This window comes from Streptomyces sp. T12 (assembly GCF_028736035.1).
In the GTDB taxonomy this organism is placed as follows: domain Bacteria; phylum Actinomycetota; class Actinomycetes; order Streptomycetales; family Streptomycetaceae; genus Streptomyces.
Window position 1 is genome coordinate 3,714,131 of record NZ_CP117866.1, and the last position, 20,768, is coordinate 3,734,898.

General features: G+C 69.9%; 18 protein-coding genes. 6 read left to right on the top strand and 12 right to left on the bottom strand.

The annotated features are described in order from the left end of the window. Window positions 1–27 precede the first annotated feature (27 nt). The 5 genes from PBV52_RS16525 to PBV52_RS16545 are packed head-to-tail and all read right to left on the bottom strand — an operon-like array spanning window position 28 to window position 3,514. Window positions 28–1,221, bottom strand: a complete 1,194-nt coding sequence (locus PBV52_RS16525; protein WP_274239134.1) for an ABC transporter permease — start codon at window positions 1,219–1,221, stop codon at window positions 28–30. After that, window positions 1,218–1,919 carry an ABC transporter ATP-binding protein gene (locus tag PBV52_RS16530; protein ID WP_274239135.1) on the bottom strand — a complete coding sequence of 234 codons (702 nt, stop codon included), beginning with the start codon at window positions 1,917–1,919 and terminating at the stop codon, window positions 1,218–1,220. The genes PBV52_RS16525 and PBV52_RS16530 overlap by 4 nt, the downstream gene beginning before the upstream one ends. Then, on the bottom strand, window positions 1,916–2,602 hold the full coding sequence (locus PBV52_RS16535) for an HlyD family secretion protein (protein ID WP_274239136.1): 687 nt from the start codon (window positions 2,600–2,602) through the stop codon (window positions 1,916–1,918). The genes PBV52_RS16530 and PBV52_RS16535 overlap by 4 nt, the downstream gene beginning before the upstream one ends. Further along, on the bottom strand, window positions 2,599–3,087 hold the full coding sequence (locus PBV52_RS16540) for a hypothetical protein (protein ID WP_274239137.1): 489 nt from the start codon (window positions 3,085–3,087) through the stop codon (window positions 2,599–2,601). The genes PBV52_RS16535 and PBV52_RS16540 overlap by 4 nt, the downstream gene beginning before the upstream one ends. A gap of 34 nt (window positions 3,088–3,121) precedes the next feature. Next, window positions 3,122–3,514, bottom strand: a complete 393-nt coding sequence (locus PBV52_RS16545; protein ID WP_274239138.1) for a hypothetical protein — start codon at window positions 3,512–3,514, stop codon at window positions 3,122–3,124. Between the two features lie 292 nt (window positions 3,515–3,806). On the opposite strand from PBV52_RS16545, the gene PBV52_RS16550 reads away from it, so the two are divergent. From PBV52_RS16550 to PBV52_RS16560, 3 genes are all read left to right on the top strand, one after another. Then, the gene (locus PBV52_RS16550) at window positions 3,807–6,146 is read left to right on the top strand and encodes a glycosyltransferase family 39 protein (RefSeq protein WP_274239139.1); all 2,340 of its coding nucleotides are present in this window, start codon (window positions 3,807–3,809) and stop codon (window positions 6,144–6,146) included. A gap of 196 nt (window positions 6,147–6,342) precedes the next feature. Further along, window positions 6,343–7,146, top strand: a complete 804-nt coding sequence (locus PBV52_RS16555; RefSeq protein ID WP_274239140.1) for an endonuclease I family protein — start codon at window positions 6,343–6,345, stop codon at window positions 7,144–7,146. A 119-nt stretch (window positions 7,147–7,265) separates the two neighbouring features. Continuing rightward, window positions 7,266–7,493 carry a hypothetical protein gene (locus PBV52_RS16560; RefSeq protein ID WP_274239141.1) on the top strand — a complete coding sequence of 76 codons (228 nt, stop codon included), beginning with the start codon at window positions 7,266–7,268 and terminating at the stop codon, window positions 7,491–7,493. Window positions 7,494–7,505: 12 nt separating this feature from the next. Here PBV52_RS16560 and PBV52_RS16565 read toward each other — a convergent pair whose 3' ends face one another. The 3 genes from PBV52_RS16565 to PBV52_RS16575 are packed head-to-tail and all read right to left on the bottom strand — an operon-like array spanning window position 7,506 to window position 11,698. After that, window positions 7,506–9,194, bottom strand: coding sequence for a thiamine pyrophosphate-binding protein (locus PBV52_RS16565; RefSeq protein WP_274239142.1), 1,689 nt, complete (start codon window positions 9,192–9,194; stop codon window positions 7,506–7,508). Further along, a complete protein-coding gene (gene speB / locus PBV52_RS16570; protein ID WP_274239143.1) occupies window positions 9,191–10,171 on the bottom strand; it encodes an agmatinase in 981 nt (326 codons plus the stop codon). The genes PBV52_RS16565 and speB overlap by 4 nt, the downstream gene beginning before the upstream one ends. Window positions 10,172–10,225: 54 nt before the next feature. Further along, window positions 10,226–11,698, bottom strand: coding sequence for a sodium:solute symporter (locus PBV52_RS16575; RefSeq protein ID WP_274239144.1), 1,473 nt, complete (start codon window positions 11,696–11,698; stop codon window positions 10,226–10,228). A gap of 131 nt (window positions 11,699–11,829) precedes the next feature. On the opposite strand from PBV52_RS16575, the gene PBV52_RS16580 reads away from it, so the two are divergent. The 3 genes from PBV52_RS16580 to PBV52_RS16590 all read left to right on the top strand — a co-directional run bounded on the left by PBV52_RS16580 (window position 11,830) and on the right by PBV52_RS16590 (window position 15,013). Continuing rightward, window positions 11,830–13,332 carry a PucR family transcriptional regulator gene (locus PBV52_RS16580; protein WP_274239145.1) on the top strand — a complete coding sequence of 501 codons (1,503 nt, stop codon included), beginning with the start codon at window positions 11,830–11,832 and terminating at the stop codon, window positions 13,330–13,332. 123 nt (window positions 13,333–13,455) lie between these two features. Further along, the gene (locus PBV52_RS16585) at window positions 13,456–14,247 is read left to right on the top strand and encodes a phosphatase (protein WP_274239146.1); all 792 of its coding nucleotides are present in this window, start codon (window positions 13,456–13,458) and stop codon (window positions 14,245–14,247) included. A 133-nt stretch (window positions 14,248–14,380) separates the two neighbouring features. After that, complete coding sequence (locus tag PBV52_RS16590) at window positions 14,381–15,013, top strand: DedA family protein (protein ID WP_274249417.1); 633 nt, start codon at window positions 14,381–14,383, stop codon at window positions 15,011–15,013. A 43-nt stretch (window positions 15,014–15,056) separates the two neighbouring features. Here the strand turns inward: PBV52_RS16590 and tesB are convergent, their stop codons facing one another. The 4 genes from tesB to PBV52_RS16610 form a co-directional block, all read right to left on the bottom strand. Next, on the bottom strand, window positions 15,057–15,923 hold the full coding sequence (tesB, locus tag PBV52_RS16595) for an acyl-CoA thioesterase II (RefSeq protein ID WP_274239147.1): 867 nt from the start codon (window positions 15,921–15,923) through the stop codon (window positions 15,057–15,059). 35 nt (window positions 15,924–15,958) lie between these two features. Further along, a complete protein-coding gene (locus PBV52_RS16600) occupies window positions 15,959–17,116 on the bottom strand; it encodes an acyl-CoA dehydrogenase family protein (protein WP_274239148.1) in 1,158 nt (385 codons plus the stop codon). 119 nt (window positions 17,117–17,235) lie between these two features. Further along, complete coding sequence (locus PBV52_RS16605; RefSeq protein WP_274239149.1) at window positions 17,236–20,073, bottom strand: toll/interleukin-1 receptor domain-containing protein; 2,838 nt, start codon at window positions 20,071–20,073, stop codon at window positions 17,236–17,238. An 88-nt stretch (window positions 20,074–20,161) separates the two neighbouring features. Beyond that, window positions 20,162–20,758: a TetR/AcrR family transcriptional regulator gene (locus PBV52_RS16610; protein ID WP_274239150.1), complete on the bottom strand. Its 597-nt coding sequence runs from the start codon at window positions 20,756–20,758 to the stop codon at window positions 20,162–20,164. Between the last annotated feature and the right edge of the window lie 10 nt (window positions 20,759–20,768).

Consider the following 20,768-nt stretch of genomic DNA (forward strand, 5'->3'; position numbering starts at 1 on the left):
TCTCTCGCTTCCGGGCACGACTCGCCATCACGTGCGAATCGCGCGAATGATGTCCAGCCGTGCGGCACGCAGGGCCGGTACCAACGCCGAGAAGACGCCGATGAAAATGGCGGCCGTACTTCCGATGAGGGCCGCCGTGACGGGGAACTGAATTCCGCCGGAGAAGTCCGGCACCATGAACAGGGCGGCGTTGAATACACCTGCCGACAGGAGCGTGCCGAGCAGGGACGAGACCGCCGTAAGGATGACGGATTCCCACAGGATGATGGCGAAGATGTGGGACTGGGACGCACCGAACGCGCGGCGCACTCCAAACTCGTGGACGCGCGACTGTATTTGCGACAGCGTCAGGTTCATCAGGCCGATTCCGCCCGTGACGAGCGAGATTCCCGCAATGGCTCCGAGTACAGCCTGCAGGAGTTTGAGAATTCGCTCATACGCGGAGAAATCGTCCACCCGCTGGACGCGTTCGCTGCCCGTAAGGCCCGCCGATGCCAGGTGGTGCAGGACAGCGGAGGTCACGTACTCGGCCTCCGACGGCGCGATGGTCAGGAGGATCTCAGCCGTCTCGGGAGCCGTGGACTCCGAGTACCACTTCCGCAGCGACCGGATGTCCGTGTAGGCGACCGGCTCGTTGCGGGAGTCGTCGACAATGCCGAGGACGATTCCCCGGGTCTGGGTGTCCGCCTCGATCGACAGGCGGGAGCCCAGAGCCTTGTGGTCGACACCGAAGTGTTCGGCCGCTTCGGCGTTGAGGTAGAGCGGCGGAGCCCAAGGCTCCGCCTTCCCTTCCGGGAGCCACTGCCCGGCGACGAGGTCCATGCGCTTAACGGCCCCGTAGGCCGCGTCGACACCCATGACCGTCACGCCGAGCGGTGGGACCGGAGAGGACGACACCGCACCGAGTTGCGCCTGGCGCGCCTCCACACGGGATAGCGCCCGCACCCCCAGCTGCCTGATCCACGCCGCGTTGCCGTCCACCGACGACCGGGACGCGGTCTGCTCTCCGTCCGCCGTCAGATGGACCGAGAGGGTCGCGGGACGGCCGACCGTGCGCTCCACCTGCTCCTGGACGGCAGCCCGTCCGAGGTCTCCCATGGCGACGACGGCCACCAGGGCCGCCACTCCGATCACCACGCTCAGCCCCGCGAGGAGCGAACGCACCCGGTGCACCCGCAACTCCTGCCAGGCGGAGGAGAGCAGGGGAAGGGCACTGTTCACCGCATCCTCCCCTCCGGCACCAGGGGCGCCAACGTTCCTTCGGTGAGCCTGAGTTGTCGTTCGGTTGCGGTGGCGTGCTGGGCATCGTGGGTCACCAGGACAAGCCCGGTCCGCTGGGAACGGGTCACGTCGAGCAGCAGGTCCATGACGCTGCGGGCGGTCTCACCGTCCAGCGCCCCGGTGGGCTCGTCGGCGAGGACGTACCGCGGCCGGTGGACCAGCGCGCGAGCAATGGCCACTCGCTGCTGCTCACCACCGGAGAGGGTCTCCGGCACCGCGTCCTCCTTGCCTGTCAGGCCGACTCGGGCCAGCGCCTCGGCAGCCAGTTCACGGCGCTGCCGCCACAGTGCGCGGTCCCGGATGTGAGCGAGGGGCGTCCACACGTTCTCCAGCGCGGTCCGTCTGGGCAGCAGGTGGAACTGCTGGAAGATGAACGAGATGTGCCGTCCTCGGATCGTCGAGAGCTTGCGGTCGGGCAGGCCGAGCAGGCTCTGGCCGTCGAGTTCCACCCGTCCACTCGTCGGCCGGTCGAGCAGTCCCAGGATGTTCAGGAGGCTGCTCTTGCCACTGCCGGAGCGGCCCACGACGGACACTGAGTCACCTGGTGCCAGGTCGAAGTCCAGGTCCCTGATGAGATCGACGTGCCGCCCGTCGCCGAGGGGGATCGTCTTGGTGACACCCCGCAGAGACAGCGTCACCCGGTCTCCCCCACACCGGAGCCGACCAAGGCGTCCGCCACTGGGTCCTGCACCTTCTCGCCGACTTCGAGTCCCTTGGTCACCTGAGCCACGACACCGTTGACGACACCGACGACGACCTGCCGCTGCTTGCGCCCGCCCTGGTCGTCAATGACGGTGACGTGGGCCGATCCCACCGTTCCGGACAGCGCACTGACGGGAACCGTGACCGCGTCGTCGGCATGCCCGGTGGCCACCGCCACCTTGAGCGGGAGCCCAGTGAAAACCTTGACGGAAGTGGGCACGGTGCAGGTGAGCAGGACGTCACCGGAGGGGTCCGACGGGTCGGCGCCGACGGTGACGTCACCGCAGGTGAATGCCTCGGGGCCATCTACGATCTTCACCTTGGCGGTGCGTGGGGTGTCGATGAAGCGGTACAGGTGGGCCGGCGCGACAGTGGCCCGCGCGACGTGGCGTCCGGACTCCTTCGCGATCTGGCCCTCCATGGTGAGCACGCTGGTGACGTCGGCCATACGAGCCGTCACCACGGCAGGCTCGACTCGGTTTTCGCTCTGTTCCTGGACCGGTACGCTCGCCCGGCCCTGTTGGGCCGTGCCCAACAAGGCCCAGGACGCCACGCCTCCGATCACACCGAAGAGCGTGGCCACGGCGGCCGGGCCGAGGCCGATGCGCCGCAGCCTCACTTGAAGTCGCTGCCTTCCTGCATGCCCTCGCAGTTGTCCCGGACGAATCCCTGTATTCCGCTCGGGTCACCCAGTTCCGCCGCGTCCTCCACGGACCGCACGACTTCCCGGTACGACTTGTCGTTGGCTTCGTAGGCCGACATGTCATGCAGGACGACGAAGTGCTTCAGTGCCGTCGCCGCGGCCTTGTCGTCGGACGCTTCGGTGCGATCGAGCCAGTACGCGTACCACTCGCACTGTGCCTCGTCCAGGACGAGGGCATCGGCCGATCCCGTCTGGTAGTGGTCGTCGTCCGAGCCCGACACCTCCGCGTTCCACTTGCCGCCGGGAGGCAGTTCGGTGTCCGCACGAAGCTTCTTCACCTCGGCGATCACCTCCTGCTTGCTCTCCCAGCCGTCGGACGCCTCAGACGTGCCGCCGCAGGCGGAGAGTGCGGGACCCATCACCAGGAGACAGGACAGGAGTACGTACTGGCGCGTTTTCATTCTTGCTCCACGCTGGTCGTTCGGGCCGGGGCCGTCAGTAGTCGATCTCCCCGTACCAGACGTCCTCCCAGTCCGTTTCGATGAGGCCCTCCTCTTGGCGGGAGTTCCAGTAGAAGCAGCCGGAGCGGAGCCCCATGTACTTGGCCCCGGTGAACTCGTCGACCTGCTTGGTGCCGTAGGACCCGCCACCACCCTGGCTCTTGGACGCGTAGTGGTACATGTCGTCGTCGTCGGGCGAGCTCTGCACATCGAGAACGACGTCGCGCTGTGCGCACCGCTTGATCTTGTAGTGGGACCAGCCGTCGTCGTACACGGTGCCCGAGATCTTCTCGTCGATCACGGCCGAGGCCGGGGCCGCGCCGAATGTCAGCGTGGCAAGGAAAGCCGCACCGGCTGCGGCCATGGCGAAGGTAGCGCGCTTGCGCATGATTCCCCCTGATGTGAAGGAGCCGATTGGTCACGTCGGCTCACTTGATGCAGGCGTGATCATGACATGACCGCATCTTTACTTCAACTCTCAATCTTCTCGGCCCTCTTCATCAGCAGTCGGCCTCATACTCCGATGGCGAACGCTGCACCTGGAGAGGCGCAGCCAAGGAGGAATAGGCGGAGCAGCAGGTCCAGCCTGGGCACTTCCTTTGCGGACTCCTTTGAGATTTCACAGTCAGTCGCCAGGTATGGCACAGCCCGCACCCACCCCCGCCGCACACGATGCGCTGGTGACATCAGCCACCCATCCCCACCCCCACACGCCCGCGACCCCCGACGTGCCACCGCAGGCCCCACCGGCGGCCACACCCACGGCACCCCCGGACAAGGCACCCCGCTGGTCCCTCCCCGCGCTGATCGCGATCCTGATCCTGGCGGCGGTGCTGTACTCCTGGAACCTCTCCGGCTCCAGCCTCAACAGCTTCTACAGCGCGGCCGTACTGAGCGGCACGCAGAGCTGGAAGGCGTGGTTCTTCGGCTCGTTGGACGCGGGCAACTTCCTCACCGTCGACAAGCCTCCCTTCGCCCTGATGGTGATGGGCCTGTCGTGCCGGGTCTTCGGCTACGGCACCTGGCAGATGATGCTGCCGATGATCCTGGTCGCGCTGGCGACGATCTGGATCGTGCACGCCTCGGTGAAGCGGGTGTGGGGCCACGGCGCGGCGACGGTCGCCGCGCTGGTGCTGGCCCTGACTCCGATCACGGTCGCCATCAACCGTGACAACAACCCCGACACACTGCTGGTGTTCCTGATGGCCGGCGGCGCGGCGCTCGCCCTGCGGGCCGTCCACAACGGCAAGTTGCTGCCGCTGGTCGGTTCCGCGGTGTGCTTCGGTCTCGCGTTCAACACGAAGATGCTCCAGGGCTATATCGCGCTGCCCGCCGTCTTCGCGGTCTACCTCTACGCGGCGAAGCCGAAGCTCGTGAAGCGGATCGTCAACCTGCTCATCGCCGGTGTCGCGCTCGCCGTCTCCAGCTTCTGGTGGGCCGCGGCGGTCTCGCTCGTGCCCGCCGACGACCGCCCATACATCGGCGGTTCGACGGACGGTACGGCCTGGGATCTGATCATGGGCTACAACGGCCTCGGCCGGGTCCTCGGCGGCGAGGGCAACGGCGGAGGCGGCGGTGGCGGAGGCGGCGGCTTCTCCGGGACCGCCGGGATCGGCCGCCTGTTCAACGACATCCTCGGCGGCCAGATCTCCTGGCTGATCCCCTTCGCCGCGATCGCGTGCGTCGGCGGCCTGGTGCTGTGCGGGCGCGCCCCGCGCACCGACCTCACCCGTGCCGCGCTGCTGATGTGGGGCGGCTGGACCGCGCTGCACTACCTGACCTTCGCCATGGCCGAGGGCACGATGCACCCGTACTACACGACCGCGCTCGCCCCCGGCATCGCGGCGCTGTGCGGAGGCGGCGGCGTGATGCTGCTGCGCGCGTTCCGCGCCGACAAGCGGTGGGCGTGGGTGCTGCCGGCGGGGCTGGCCGTCACGGCCGTCTGGGCGGTCGTGCTGCTGCGGCGGGCCTCCGGTTGGAACACCTGGCTGTGGCCGGCGATCGCCGTCGTCATGGCGCTGGCGATCGTGGGGCTGCTCGTCTTCCGCTCCGCGTCCGGGAACCGGCTGCGGCTGCTGGCCGCTTCCATCACGGCGGCGATCGTCGCTGCGGTGGCGGGTCCGGCGGCGTACGCCTGGTCGGTGCCGTCCGGTTCGGGCGGCGGCATGGGCGGTACGAACCCGACGGCCGGGCCTTCGACGGGGAGCGGCTTCGGCGGCGGTCCCGGTGGGGGCGGTGGCGGCGGCCGGGGTGGCTTCGGCGGCGGGCAGATGATGCCGGGCGGCGGGAACGGCCAACTGCCGGGCGGCCAGAGCGCGCAGAACGGCCAGAGCGGTCAGAACGGCCAACCTCCCGGCGGCACCGGCGAGATGGGCGGTACGCCGCCGAACGGCACCGGCAACGGCACCGGCGGCACCGCCCCCGGCGGGACGGGCACCGACAACGGCGGCCAGATGCCGGGCGGCATGGGCGGCGGAGGCTTCGGCGGAGGCGGCGGTATGGGCGGCGGCGCGAGCAGCGAGCTCATCACGTACCTCAAGAAGCACCAGGACGGCGCCAAGTGGCTGCTGGCGGTGTCGAGTTCGCAGAGCGCGGCGCAGCTGATCCTCAGCAGCGGCGAGCCCGTCATCTCCATGTGGGGCTGGTCCGGATCCGACAAGGCGATGACACTGGCCAAGCTCAAGGAGCTGGTGAAGAAGGGCGAACTGCACTACATCCAGATCGGTGGCGGCGGCATGGGCGGCGGCCCCGGCGGCGGCAGCAGCGTCAGCTCCGAGGTCACGGAGTGGGTGCAGAAGAACGGGACGGCGGTGAAGGAGAGCGAGTACAGCAGCACCTCGCAGTCCTCCGACTCGAATTCCTCCTCGAACTCCTCCTCGTCTTCCTCCTCGTCCTCCTCGTCCTCCTCGTCTTCCTCCTCGTCCTCCTCGTCTTCCTCGTCTTCCTCCTCGTCCTCCTCCCCCTCGTCCCAGAGCAACCAGTCGACCGTCTACCGCCTCGACCCGTCGGACGTCAGCTGACCCCGACCCGCTCCACGCTCAACGGCCCCCGGCACACAGCCGGGGGCCGTTTCGGCATGTCAACTCGCGTAGACAAGCCCCGTTTTGCCGTTTCCCGTCACCCAATAGACACGTGCAAGCTCTCGACACGCCCGCATGTCCATGCCACTCTCCCGTTTGCCGCCTCCATTCAACCCGCGTAGATGGGACACCCCACATGCTGGCGACACGCATACGCCCCCGCTGGAAGACAGTGGCGCTGACGACGGCCGCCGTCCTGGTCGGCCTCACCCCGGCGCTGACGGCGACCCCGGCCGCGGCGACAACGACGGCGTACGACGACACGTACTACGCCGACGCGATCGGCAAGTCCGGCACGGCCCTGAAGGACTCGCTGCACACGATCATCAGCGACCAGACGAAGATCTCGTACTCCGCCGTCTGGAACGCGCTGAAGACCGCCGACCAGGACCCGAACAACAGCAGCAACGTGCTCCTGCTGTACAGCGGTGTCTCGCGCAGCAAGTCCCTCAACGGCGGCGACGTCGGCGACTGGAACCGCGAGCACACCTGGGCCAAGTCCCACGGCGACTTCGGCGAGGTGACCGGCCCCGGCACCGACCTGCACCACCTGCGCGCCTGCGACGTGACGATCAACAGCACCCGCGGCAACCTGGACTTCGACAACGGCGGCAGCGCCGTCACCAACGGCGGCGGCAGCACCGTCGACTCCGACTCCTTCGCGCCGCGCGCCGCCGACCGGGGCGACGTGGCCCGCATGATCCTCTACATGGCCGTGCGCTACGAGGGCGACGACGGCTTCGCCGACCTGGAGCCCAACGAGAGGGTCGGCAACGGCTCCGCCCCCTACATGGGCAAGCTCTCCGTCCTCAAGGCGTGGAACGAGGCGGACCCGCCGAGCGCCTTCGAGGAGCGCCGCAACCAGGTCATCTACGACACCTACCAGCACAACCGCAACCCGTTCATCGACCACCCGGAGTGGGTCGAGGCGATCTGGTAGGCGACCGGACCCCTGTTCAGCCGCCGTGGACGCGCCAGGGGTCTCGTCGGCCCCTGGCGCGCTCTGTACCACCTGTGCAGCGGAGTGACCTGCGCCGATCCGATGCTGTTGACCCGGCTATGAAGAAGATCAGCGCGCTCGCCGCGTTCACCATGGCAGCCCTCGTACTCGCCACCCCGGCCCACGCCGACGACGGCGACCGGGGCCGTATCAACATCGCCGGCTACTCCACCGCCGACCTCTGCCGACAGGCGCTCGCACTCATCCCGGCAGCCGCACCGTGGACCGGCACCGCGGTGGACGACGCCTGCTACAACCGCGACCACGTCGACGACACGCGCGGCTAGGCCGCTGAGGCCTCACACCGGGAGGTGCGTCGGCGCGAACATCCGCAGCACCGCCGGGAGTACGACCACTGAGGGGCCCGGCTCGGACAGCGCCTTCGCCAGGTCGGCCTCCAGCGTCTCCGGGGTCGTACGGACCCCGGGGACACCGAAGGACTCCGCCAGCGCCACGTAGTCCGGTCGCGTCAGCTCGGTCGCCGTCGCCTCGCCGAACGCGTCCGTCATGTACTCGCGCAGGATGCCGTAGCCGCCGTCGTCGACGATGAGCCAGGTGACGTTCAGGTCGTACTGGCGTGCCGTCGCGAGCTCGGCGATCGAGTACAGCGCCCCTCCGTCACCGGAGACCGCCAGCACCGGCCGGGCCGGATCCGCGGCCGCCGCGCCGAGGGCTGCCGGGAAGCCGTAGCCGAGGCCGCCGGCGCCCTGGGCGGAGTGCATGTGGTTGGGACCCTTGGCATCGAAGGCCGACCAGGCCCAGTACGCGAGGATCGTCATGTCCCAGAAGGACGGGGAGTCGGCGGGCAGGGCACGGCGTACGGACGCCAACACCCCCTGTTCCAGGGTGAGTTCCTGGGCGGCGATGCGGTCGGCGACCTTCGCGAGGACCTCGCGGACGCGCTCCGGCGCCGACGTATCCGCCCGCTCCGTCACCGTCTCCAGCAGCGCCTGCAGGGCAAGGCGCGCGTCCGCGTGGATGCCCAGCGCCGGGTGGTTGGACTCCAGCTTGCCGAGGTCGGCCTCGATCTGGATGACCCGGCCCCGCGGCTTGAACGTGTGGTAGTTCGAGGAGAGTTCGCCCAGGCCCGAGCCGACGACGAGGAGTACGTCGGCGTCCTCCAGGAAGTCCGTGGTGTGCCTGTCCTCGATCCAGGACTGGAGGGACAGCGGGTGCTTCCAGGGGAACGCCCCCTTGCCGCCGGGGGTCGTGACGACCGGTGCCTGCAGCATCTGCGCCAGCTGCTTCAGCTTGCCCGACGCGTCCGCCCGTACCACTCCCCCGCCCGCGATGATCGCCGGGCGGGCGGCTCGCGACAGCAGGTCGGCCGCCACCGCCGTCAGTTCGGGGCGCGGCGGCAGCTCCTCGGGGAAGGCGTCGCCGCCCGTCACCACCGGGATCGACGTCTCGGCCAGCAGCACGTCCTGCGGGATCTCCACCCACACCGGGCCGTGCGGGGCCGTCAGCGCCGACTTCCAGGCGGCCTCGATGGCGGACGGGATCTGCGACTGGGTGCGGACCGTGTGGACCGACTTCACCACGCCCCTGAACGAGGCCGCCTGGTCCGGGAGTTCGTGCAGATACCCATGCCTTCCGCCCCCCAGTCCCGCCGTCGGGATCTGGCTGCTGATCGCCAGCACGGGGGCCGACGCCGCGGCCGCCTCCTGCAGCGCGGCCAGGGACGTCAGCGCCCCCGGGCCCGTCGACAGCAGCAGCGGGGCCGCCTCGCCCGTGATCCGGCCGTACGCGTCCGCCGCGAACCCGGCGTTGTTCTCCACCCGCAGCCCGAGGTACCGCAGGTCGGAACGCCGTAGCGCGTCGAACATGCCCAGCGCGTGCTGGCCGGGCAGCCCGAAGACCGTCGTCGCGCCGAGCCCGGCCAGCGTCTCCACGACCAGGTCTCCGCCGTTGCGGCCGGCGGGAGGATTCAGAGCGGCTGCAATCTGCGCCTCCGTCGGGCGGAGTACCAGGTCGTGGTCGTGGGTCACTTGCCTTCGTTCTCCTCACGGGCCGCCGCGATCTGGCGGGACATGATCGTGGTCAGTTCGTACGCCGTGTGGGACGCGGCCACCGACGTGATCTCGGCGTGATCGTACGCGGGCGCCACCTCGACGACGTCCGCGGAGACCAGGTTGCAGGAGGCCAGGCCCCGCAGGATCTCCAGCAGCTCGCGCGAGGTCATGCCGCCCGCCTCGGGGGTGCCGGTGCCGGGGGCGTGCGCCGGGTCGAGGCAGTCGATGTCGATGGAGATGTAGAGGGGCCGGTCGCCGATGCGCTGGCGCAGCTGGTCGGCGACCTCGTCGGCGCCGCGCCGGTAGACGTCCGCCGACGTGACGATGCCGAAGCCCATCTTCTCGTCGTCGGTCAGATCCTGCTTGCCGTACAGCGGGCCGCGGATGCCGACGTGGGAGAGCGCCTCGGTGTCGAGGATGCCCTCCTCGACCGCGCGCCGGAAGGGCGTGCCGTGGGTGTACTCCGCGCCGAAGTACGTGTCCCAGGTGTCGAGGTGGGCGTCGAAGTGGAGCAGGGCGACCGGGCCGTGCTTCTTCGCCACCGAGCGCAGCAGCGGGAGCGCGATGGTGTGGTCGCCGCCCAGGGTCATCAGGCGGGCGCCGGTGCCGAGCAGCTCGTCGGCGGCGGCCTCGACGGTCTCGACGGCCTCGTTGATGTTGAACGGGTTGACCGCGATGTCGCCGCCGTCCGCCACCTGCGCCAGCGCGAAGGGCGAGGCGTCCTGTGCCGGGTTGTACGGGCGCAGCAGCCTGGAGGCCTCGCGGATCGCGTTGCCACCGAAGCGGGCGCCGGGCCGGTACGAGACGCCCGAGTCGAACGGCACGCCGACCACGGCCACGTCGGCGCGGCCGACCTCGTCGAGGCGGGGCAGCCGGGCGAAGGTGGCGGGTCCGGCGTACCGCGGGATGCGGGAGGAGTCGACGGGGCCGCGGGGCGTCTCGTTGCCAGTCATCGTGAAATGCCTTCTTTCCTACGCTTCGTCGCGTATGTACTTCTGCCTGTGACTCTACTGGGGAGCCGGCACCGGTTCGGACACGAGTTCGGGATCCCGCCCGGCGAGGCGCTCACGCCAGGCGGCGAGTACGGCCGCGTCCGTCGGCCTCGTCATCAAGGAGACGGCGATGTAGGCGGCGAGGGAAGACAGCAGGCCGTAGTAGACGGGTTCGTTGGCGAGAATGCCGTGGGTCGCCATCAGGGTGATCACCGTCACGCCACCGACGACGACCGAGGCCAGCGCGCCGTGCACCGTCCCGCGCCGCCACAGCAGCCCGCCCAGGATCGGCACGAGCAGTCCGCCGACGAGGAGGTTGTAGGCGACGGTCAGCGCCTCGACCACGTTGTTGAGCGCGATCGCGGTGCCGATGACGGCGAGGCCCATGAGGAGGATGAAGGCACGGTTGCCCTTCACCTCGTCGTGCGCGGCGTCGTGCGTGTCTTCCGTACGGCGGACCGCACCCCGCAACCGCGACCAGATGTCGTTGTTGGCGACGGTCGCGCAGGCGATGAGGGCGCCGGAGGAGGTGGACATCACGGCGGCGAGGGCGGCGGCGAGCACCAACCCCCGTATGCCGACCGGGAGTTCGTCCTTGACGATGGTCGCGAACGCGTCGTCCGGGCTGCTGAGCTTGGGGTACAGCACCTTCGCCGCGGTACCGATGACGGCGCCGGCGAGGGCGTAGGCGAGACAGTAGGTGCCGGCGACGGTGCCGCCCCACTTGGCGGTCCTGTCGCTGCGGGCGGTGAAGACGCGCTGCCAGATGTCCTGCCCGATGAGCATGCCGAAGGTGTAGATCAGGACATAGGTGAAGATCGTCTCGCCACCGATGCCCAGCGGGTCGAAGTACTCGGTCGGCAGCTGCGCCTTCATCTCGCTGAACCCGCCCGCCTTGACGACGGCGATGGGCAGCAGGAGTAGCAGCACCCCGACCGTCTTCACCACGAACTGCACCATGTCGGTCAGGGTGATCGACCACATGCCGCCGAGCGTCGAGTAGGCGACGACGATCGAGCCGCCGAGGACGATCGCGAGCGTCCGGTTCATGTCGAACAGGACGTCGAAGATCGTGGCGTACGCGATGGTCGACGTGACCGCGAGCATCAGCGTGTACGCCCACATGACGACACCGGAGATGACGCCGGCCCGGCCGCCGTAGCGCAGGTCGAGCATCTCGGAGACGGTGTAGACCTTCAGGCGGGCGATGCGGGCGGAGAAGAAGACGGAGAGCGCGAGCAGCCCGAGGCCGATGGTGAACACCATCCAGGCGCCGGAGAGCCCGTACTGGTAGCCGAGTCCCACCCCACCGATGGTGGACGCGCCGCCGAGGACGATCGCGGCCATGGTGCCGGAGTACATGGCCGGCCCGAGCCGGCGCCCGGCCACCAGGAATTCGCTCTTGGACTTGGCGCGGCGCATGCCCCACCAGCCCATGGCCAGCATGCCGGCCAGATAGACGACGATCACTGTGTAGTCGACGGCCACGGGGGGACCTCCCTCAATCGAACGCTCGAAGTCGCCGGGGGGTGACAGACGTCGACACTAGGTGGCCGGAAAGCGACTGCGAAGTGTACGTTTCATCCATCCACGGTTGCGTGACTGGAGGAAACATCCATATGCCGGACCCGGCCGTTCCGCCCACTCCACCCGTACCGCTCTCGGCGCTCCTGGCCCGCGAGGACCTGGGCCTGCGCCAGATCGCCGGCCCGACGGACGCGGACGCGGACGGGCACGGAGACGGGAACGGGGACACGGGCACGGTCATCCACTGGGCGCACACCTCGGAAATGGCCGATCCGTATCCGTATCTGCTGGGCGGCGAGCTGCTGCTGACGGCCGGGGTGCACATCCCGGAGGCGGCGGGGTCGGGGACCTACTTCGACGACTACGTGTCGAGGATCGTGGCGGCGGGCGGCGCCGCGCTCGGCTTCGGGCTCGCCCCCGTGCACGACACGGTGCCGCGCGCCCTGGTGGCGGCGTGCGACGCGTACGGCCTCCCGCTTCTGGAGGTCCCGCCCCGGACGACCTTCTCGGGCGTGGCCCGCGCGGTCTGGCAGCTCATGGCCCAGGCCCGCCACGCCGAACTGCGCCGCGTGACGGAGGCCCAGCAGAGCCTGGCGGCGGCGGCCTCCCGCCCGGATCCAGTACGGGCGGTCCTGCGGCAGCTGGCCCAGCGGGTGGGGGGCCGGGCGGTGCTGTACGGGCCGGAGGGGGCGGTGGTCGCGGCGGCGGGGCGGGGGCCGGAGGAGGCGGTGAGCGGGGCGCTGGCCGAGCTCGCGGTGGTCGTACGTCCCTCGGGCCCGGGAACGCCCACCTCCGCGACCGACGCCATCGCCGGCACCCACCTCGCCACCTACGCTCTCGGCACCGGCCAGGGCTTCGTCCTCGGCGTCGCCGCCCCGCACCGCGACCCCGGTGACCACACCATCGCCTCCGTCGCCGCCGTACTCCTCTCCCTCCTCACCGGCGAGCACCAGAGCGGCTCGGGGGCGGCCCGCTCGTCGGCGCTCGTACGGCTGCTGCTGGGCGCCGAGCCGCATGCGGTGGCCCCGCTGCTGGGCGGCGACCGGTGGCTCGTGGTCCACGGCCGCCCCGACACCCAGCCCTGCGATCCGGTCGCGGCCTCGGCGCTGGGCGCGGCGCTCGGCTCCCCGCTGGTCGACCTGGCGCGGGACGCCGTACGCGTCCTCGTCCCGGCGGACCGCGAACCGTCCCCGCAGCCCGGCTGGACCCTGGGCGTCAGCGCCCCCGCGCCCCCGCACGACTGGCCGGCGGCCGACACCCAGGCGGCCCGGGCCCTGTCCCGGGCGAGGGCCACCCGCACGCCCCTGTTCCGGCACGGCACGCACCGCCCGGCCCTGACGGACCTGCTCTCCCCCGGCGAGGCGCAGGCCCACGCCCGCACCCTCCTCACGCCCCTCACCACGCCCCTCACCGAGACCCTGCGCACCTGGCTCTCCCTGCACGGCAGCTGGGACCGCACGGCCGTCGCCCTGTCCGTCCACCGCAACACCGTCCGGCAACGGATCGCCCGCTGCGCGGCGCTTCTCGACACGGACCTGGACGACCCGGACGTACGCATGGAGTTGTGGTTCGCCCTGCGCCACAGCGAACGGTGATCCAGACCGGCCGTGATCCACACCGGCCGTGATCCACACCGAGCGGTCATCCGCACAGTGACCCGCGTCGCACGCGCACGGGACACGGGCGTTGCGACAGTTGTCTGCCTCACAATGGGGACCATGCCGATACCCGGGACACCCAGCCGCGCCGAGCTCGTCGACCACCTCGTCAGAACCCGTATCGCGGGTGACGTCGCCACTCCCCGCGAGAACAACCTCTCCCACTACCGCAAGCTGGCGAACGGCGACCGCCATTACTGGCTCGGCCTGGAACTCGGCGACCGCTGGACCGACGAGCAGGACGTCCTCGCGGTGATGGCGGAGCGCGTCGGGGTGAACGACGACGCCGAGCACCGCCACGGCCAGGACACCATCGACCCCGAGCTGACGGTGGCCGCGCTGGAGCGCATGGCGGCTCGCCTGCGCAAGGCGGCCGACGGCCAGCAGCGGGTGCTGTTCGCGACCGGCCACCCGGGCGGCCTGCTGGACGTCCACCGCGCGACGGCGGCGGCCCTGCGCGCGGCGGGCTGCGAGATCGTCGTCATCCCGGAGGGCCTGCAGACGGACGAGGGCTACGTCATGCAGTTCGCCGACGTGGCGGTCCTGGAACACGGCGCCACCCTCTGGCACACCCACTCCGGCGAGCCGATGAAGGCCATCCTGACGGGACTTGAGCGCGAGGGCCGTCCGCTGCCGGACCTGGTCGTCGCGGACCACGGGTGGGCGGGGTACGCCGGCCGGCACGGGGTGGACTCCGTCGGTTACGCCGACTGCAACGACCCGGCGCTCTTCCTCGCGGAGGCGGAGGGGACCGTGCAGGTGGTGGTGCCGCTGGACGACCACGTCGTCAGCCCGCGCTTCTACGACCCGATGACGGCGTTCCTGCTGGCGGAGGCGGGCCTGGTCGAGTAGGTGGCCCGGAGTCGGCCCCTCCCCTGCTCCTCACGCCGCCTTTAGGTCAAGACTTCGTAAAGTGGCACGCGTGATCATCGCTGCCGTGTCCGAAGCGCCTGTCGGCGGAGTCGCAGGCTGGGCCGCCGACCTGATGGAGAAGCTGGGCGGGCCGGGCGCCGGACTGGCCATCGCCCTGGAGAACCTCTTCCCGCCACTGCCCAGCGAGGTGATCCTGCCGCTGGCCGGGTTCACGGCGAGCCAGGGCCGGATGGCCGTCGCCGCCGCCGTCGCCTGGACGACAGCGGGTTCGCTGGCGGGCGCACTCGCCCTGTACCTGCTCGGCGCGCTCTTCGGCCGCGACCGGCTGATCGCGGTGGCGGCGCGGCTGCCGCTGGTGAAGGTCGCCGACGTGGAACGCACCGAGGCGTGGTTCGTCCGGCACGGCACCAAGGCCGTGTTCTTCGGCCGTTTCGTGCCCATCTTCCGCAGCCTGATCTCCATCCCGGCCGGAGTGGAACGCATGCGGCTGCCCGTGTTCCTCACCCTCACCGCGACGGGCAGCCTCATCTGGAACACCGCCTTCATCGCCGCCGGCTACGCCCTCGGAGCCCGCTGGCACGAGGTCACCGACCTGGTGGGGCTCTACTCCAAGGTCATCCTGGCGGTCGTGGGCGCGGCGGCTCTCGGGTTCCTGGGAGTACGACTGACCCGGGCGCGGCGCGGGCAGCGCAAGCACCGGGTGCGGGGAGGGACGGGAGCCGAGGTGCGAGGCGAGCCGGGGTGACAGACCGGGGTGGCAGAGGGGAGGCGAGGTGACGGGTGAGCCGTCACCGCGGAACCCGGACCACACCCTCCTGGATCACCGACACCGCCAGCTGCCCGTCCTGCGTGTAGATACGGGCCTGACCGAGGCCCCGCCCGCCGTGCGCCGACGGCGACTCCTGGTCGTACAGCAGCCACTCGTCCGCACGGAAGGGGCGGTGGAACCACATCGCGTGGTCCAGTGAGGCGCCGACCACGTCCCCGACGGCCCAGCCACCCCGCCCGTGCGCCAGCAGCACCGAGTCGAGGAGGGTCATGTCCGAGACGTAGGTGGCCAGTACGACGTGCAGGAGCGGGTCGTCGGCCAGCTTGCCGTTGGTGCGGAACCAGACCTGGGAGTGCGGTTCGCGGGGCTCGCCGAACCTGCCGTACGGCGGCTCGTCGACGTAGCGCAGGTCGACCGACTGGCGGGCCTCCAGGAACCTCTCCACGACCACCGGGTCGAGATGGTCGTAGTCGCGCAGCCGCTCCTGGGAGGTGGGAAGCGTCTCCGGGTCGGGCGCGGGCGGCATGGGGGCCTGGTGGTCCATGCCCTCCTCGTGGAGCTGGAAGGAGGCGGACAGGGCGAAGATCGGCTTGCCGTGCTGGACGGCGACGACGCGGCGGGTGGTGAAGGAGCGGCCGTCGCGCATGCGGTCGACGTTGTAGACGATGGGCGCGCCCGGGTCACCGGTGCGCAGGAAGTACGCATGCAGGGAGTGGGCGTGGCGGTCCGCCGGGACCGTACGCCCGGCGGCGACCAGCGCCTGGGCCGCGACCTGACCGCCGAAGACGCGTGGGACGACGGCGGAGCGGGACTGGCCGCGGAAGATGTTCTCCTCGATCTGCTCGAGGTCGAGCAGATCGAGGAGACCCTGTAGTGCCTGGTTCATGGCACCTTTTCTACTGTCCGGTAATTTCCGGGACCTTACAGGCCCATGTCCTTCGCGATGATCGACTTCATGATCTCGCTGGTACCGCCGTAGATGCGGTTGACGCGGTTGTCCGCGTACAGGCGGGCGATCGGGTACTCGTTCATGAAGCCGTAGCCGCCATGCAGCTGCAGGCAGCGGTCGATCACGCGGTGCGCGACCTCGGTGCAGAAGAGCTTCGCGGACGCGGCCTCGGCCGGGGTCAGCTCGCCCGCGTCGAGGGCCTCCAGCGCGCGGTCGGCGACGGCCTCGGCGGCGTCGACCTCGGCCTGGCAGGCGGCCAGCTCGAACTTGGTGTTCTGGAAGGCGGCGACCGGCTTGCCGAAGACGGTGCGGTCCTGGACGTACTCCTTGGCGAACCGCACGGCGGCCTTGGCCTGCGCGTAGGCGCCGAAGGCGATGCCCCAGCGCTCGGAGGCCAGGTTGTGACCGAGGTAGTAGAAGCCCTTGTTCTCCTCGCCGAGCAGGTCCTCGACGGGGACCTTCACGTCGACGAACGCCAGCTCGGCGGTGTCGGAGGTCTTCAGGCCGAGCTTGTCGAGCTTGCGGCCGACGGAGTAGCCCTCGGACTTGGTGTCCACGGCGAACAGGGAGATGCCGTGGCGGCGGTCCTCGGCGCTGGGCGCGTCGGTGCGGGCGCAGACGATCACGCGGTCGGCGTGCACGCCGCCGGTGATGAAGGTCTTGGCGCCGTTGAGGACGTAGTGCGTGCCGTCCTCGGAGAGCTTGGCGGTGGTCTTCATGCCCGCGAGGTCGGAGCCGGTGCCCGGCTCGGTCATCGCCAGCGCCCACATCTCCTCACCGGAGACGAACTTCGGCAGGAACCGCTTCTTCTGCTCGTCGCTGGCGAGCATCTTGATGTACGGCAGGCCGAGCAGCACGTGCACGCCGGAGCCACCGAACTGGACGCCCGCGCGCGCGGTCTCCTCGTACATGACGGCCTCGAACTTGTACGACTCGATGCCCGCGCCGCCGTACTCCTCGTCGACGCGGATGCCGAAGACGCCGAGCTCGGCGAGCTTGTAGTAGAAGTCGCGCGGCGCCTGGCCGGCCGCAAACCACTCGTCGTAGACCGGGACGACCTCGGCCTCGATGAAGGCGCGGATGGTCTCCCGGAACGCCTCGTGATCCTCGTTGAACACCGTACGGCGCACGCCGTCCACCTCCACCGGTACATGTCTAAGCGCTTGCTCACTCAACCGTACCGGCGAGTACAAAGAACCGTCCAGGGGGTCCACCCCGTAACGCTCGTCACGCTCGCCGACAACAGCGGTCAGTCGTCCCGGCAGGGCGCCGACACATCCAGGCCCTCCAGGTAGCGGTCGTACTCCTCCTGGGGAAGTTCCTGCGGTACGAGATCACACAGGACCTCCTGCCACTGGGCCACGTCGACCGTGCGGCGCACGAGGCTGCCGTCCGCGCCGAAGGCGGTCACCGTACCGCTGTCATCGGTGAGCAGACGCGTGTCGGCCGGATCCGAGGTGGTCTCCCCGCGCGGGAGCGTCCAAGTACCGCGCGACTCTGTGGTGGTGGCGTCCCAGAACTGAAGCGTCGGTGCGTCGGCCGAACCTCCGGCCTGTACGAGGAAGGCGTTGTCGCCGCTGAAGGCCGGTGCCGTGCCGTCGGGCGCCGCCGACGTGCTCCGAACGAACTTTCCACTGGACACGTCGAGCACGGAGATCATCCGGTCGCCGTTGATAAGCGCGACCCTTTCACCTTTCACGCCGACCGCGACTCCGATCCCGAATTGTGTCCAGACCGAGTCGAGGGCCACCTCGCACACCTCCCGGAACCCTTCGTCCGCGGCCCACGTCCACACGGTGAGTTCGCTGTCCTCTGCCCGGACCAGCGTGGTCCGGTCGGCGCTGAGGGCGAGGGTGCCGTTCGAGTTCCTGTCGAACCCAATGGACTGGCCGACCTTCCAGGACCGGGTGTCCAGGAGCCGCACCGCGTCCTCGGTGGTTGCCGCCGCATGGATGCCGTCCGGCATGAACGCCAGTACCTGGAACTCGGCATCGCCGGTCACGTGCCTGCCCTTTCTGCTGCCGTCACGTGGGTCCCAGAGCGACAGCACGCCTTCCTGGGCCGCGAGGGCACGGGTGCCGTCGAGGGAGGCGACCAGGGTGTCCTGGCGTGGCCTGTCCATGCGCAGCGGCAGGCGACCGACCTTCCGGACACCATCGCCGGTGACGGACCACACGGCGGTGCCGGAGGCGTCGGCGCGGAACGCGGTGTGGTTGTCCCAGGTCAGGTCGTCGGGCTTGAGCTTCGGCTCGTTCGGCAGGGTGACGCCCGCCTGAAAGCCGGCAGTGGCGAAGAGCGACACGGCCCCGTCCTCCGAACCGGCGGCCACCCATCGACCGTCGCCGGAGGCCGAGACGCTGAACACCGGCCAGGTGAAGGAGCCGAGAACGCGTTGGAGACGCAACGCCGAGTCGTACACGCTCACCTTCCGGTCGTCGGCGGCGTACACGTTCCCGCCCGCGGCGCTGGGCACGCTCATCGCTCTCAGGTCCCCGCCGTCCGTGTCGGCCAGGCGCCTGCCCTTCACCAGATCCCAAACCTGACCTCCCTCCCCGACGTAGGCCTTGGAGCTGTCGGCCGATAAGGACACCTGGGCCACTTCCTGGCGAGGGAAGCCGGGGAGGGTCCGCCAGGCGCTCCATGAGGTGGAATCGGGAGCCAGGTCACGGATCCGGCCGGCCGCGTGATCGAGTGCGACGAGCCGGTTCTCACCGTCGAAACCAAGGGTGAGGCTCCGAGGGGCGGCGCTTTCCTCGGTCAGCACATGCCCGGTCCTCACGTCCCACACGGCGACATGGAATCCTTCCTCCAGCCCTTCCGGGGTGAAGAACGTGGCGGCGAGCCGCCGCCCGTCGCCGGAGAACGCGAACCCGTGGAGCCCCTTGATCACCTGCGCCAGCTCTCTGCCCTCACTGGCGGTGATCGTCCGGATCAGCTTCTGGCGGGCCGTGTCCCAGATGTCGACCCTGTTGTACGGCCGCTCGACGGCCAGCGTCCGTCCGTCCGCGCTGAATTCCATGTCGCCGCCGCTTTGCGGCCAGGACCCCTTGTCAAGGTGCGGTAGCGCCTTGCCCTCCGCGATGTCGTACAGGTGGATGCGCTGACCGTCATCGAGCGCAGTGGCATCCGGATCGAAGTCCGAGTAGTACGCCAGCACGCTGCCGTCACGGCTGATCGCCACGTTGGTCGCATTGACGTTTCCAGCGCCGTGGTAGTCGGTCACTTCCTCGAAGCCGGCCTGTAGATGACGCACCACACTGCCGTTGGCGACCACCGCCTGGGACAGCGCCTGCGCCGATTCTCCGGTGGGTTCGACCGCCTGGGCGTAGAGCGCGAACTGGGCCGCCTTGCGGGGATCTTTGGAGACGAGGTCGAGGGCGCGGGCCGCAAGAGCCTGCGAGGCGGAGGTACGAGCCCGTGAAAGGGCCTCGCCGCGTTGCTGCCAGGCGAAGAGACCAACCGCGGCCACGAGCAGCGACAGGACGAGCAGCCCGGCCACGAAGAAGCGGAGGATACGGACGGCCTTGCGCTGGATACGCAGGTCGGTGCTGTCCAGGGCGTCTTTCGGCACGCCGTGCAGGGGCGCGGCGAGCGTGGCCACCCGGTCGCGGAACTCTTCGCCGGGCTTCATGGAGCGTTTTTCGCCGGAGCGGAACTTCCTGAGGTCCACCCAGAGGGGTTGAGTGGGGAACGCACCCCGTAACTCGGGGGGCAGGGCGATGGTCTCGTCGGCCCAGTCGAAGTCGCCCACCGCCGGGTCCCAGCCGAGACTGCCGTCACTGAGCGCGATCAGGAACTGCTCCGTGCCATGGTTCCGGCGCCAGCACCTGATCTCTTCCCGGACCCACCGCGACCTCGCGGCCTCGGGAGAGGCCAGATAGATGAAGTAGCGGCACTCGGCCAGCGCGGCCTTGATGGAGCCGTCGAGATCATGATTGGCGCTGAGGCTGGTGGTGTCCCGAAAGACCTTCACTCTCGAACGGCGCAGCCACGGGGTCCTGAGGATGTCCTTGAGCCCGTCCTCCAGCGCTTGGGCCAGGGGTACGTCCTTTTTGTGGCTGTAGGAAATGAAGGCATCACGTTCCAAGACCGTCCCCCGAGGATCCCGTTGCCGATCACCGCACCTCGCAGGGTGACACAGCGAGGTCACCGGGAGGGCGGGTTCGACCGAATCCTCACTCCACCCCCGCCGCCCCGAACGCCCCCCGAGCCATCCGATGCAGCAGCTCCGCCGTGACCCCCCGCCCCGGCAGCGCCCCCGGCCGCCCCAGGTGCGGCGTCGAGTTCAGCAGCCCGAAGACCGAGTGCACCGCCGAGCGCGCCGTCGGTTCCGTCAGGTCCGGGTACACCTTGCGCACCACCTCCACCCACAGCTCGACGTACTGCCGCTGGAGCTGCCGTACGAGCTTGCGGTCGCTGTCGCGCAGGCGGTCCAGCTCGCGGTCGTGCAGGGTGATGAGGGGGCGGTCGTCGAGGGCGAAGTCGATGTGGCCCTCGATGAGGGAGTCGAGAACCGCCTCGGCCGGCACCCCGTCGGCTTCCGCCAGGCGCCGCTTCGCGCCCGTCAGCAGCTGGCCGCTGATGCCGACCAGCAGTTCGGCGAGCATCGCGTCCTTGCCGGCGAAGTGCCGGTAGAGACCGGGGCCGCTGATGCCCACGGCGGCGCCTATCTCGTCGACACCGACGCCGTGGAATCCACGCTCGGCGAAGAGCCGCGCGGCCTCCTTGAGGATCTGTTCGCGGCGGGTCGGGGCGTCGGTTCTGGTGGCCATGCAAGCAATT

Coding starts and splice junctions, on each gene's coding strand:
- PBV52_RS16540 (WP_274239137.1), bottom strand. CDS start 3,087: ATGAAAACGCGCCAGTACGTACTCCTGTCCTGTCTCCTGGTGATGGGT.
- PBV52_RS16545 (WP_274239138.1), bottom strand. CDS start 3,514: ATGCGCAAGCGCGCTACCTTCGCCATGGCCGCAGCCGGTGCGGCTTTC.
- PBV52_RS16555 (WP_274239140.1), top strand. CDS start 6,343: ATGCTGGCGACACGCATACGCCCCCGCTGGAAGACAGTGGCGCTGACG.
- PBV52_RS16560 (WP_274239141.1), top strand. CDS start 7,266: ATGAAGAAGATCAGCGCGCTCGCCGCGTTCACCATGGCAGCCCTCGTA.
- speB (WP_274239143.1), bottom strand. CDS start 10,171: ATGACTGGCAACGAGACGCCCCGCGGCCCCGTCGACTCCTCCCGCATC.
- PBV52_RS16580 (WP_274239145.1), top strand. CDS start 11,830: ATGCCGGACCCGGCCGTTCCGCCCACTCCACCCGTACCGCTCTCGGCG.
- PBV52_RS16585 (WP_274239146.1), top strand. CDS start 13,456: ATGCCGATACCCGGGACACCCAGCCGCGCCGAGCTCGTCGACCACCTC.
- PBV52_RS16590 (WP_274249417.1), top strand. CDS start 14,381: ATGGAGAAGCTGGGCGGGCCGGGCGCCGGACTGGCCATCGCCCTGGAG.
- tesB (WP_274239147.1), bottom strand. CDS start 15,923: ATGAACCAGGCACTACAGGGTCTCCTCGATCTGCTCGACCTCGAGCAG.
- PBV52_RS16610 (WP_274239150.1), bottom strand. CDS start 20,758: ATGGCCACCAGAACCGACGCCCCGACCCGCCGCGAACAGATCCTCAAG.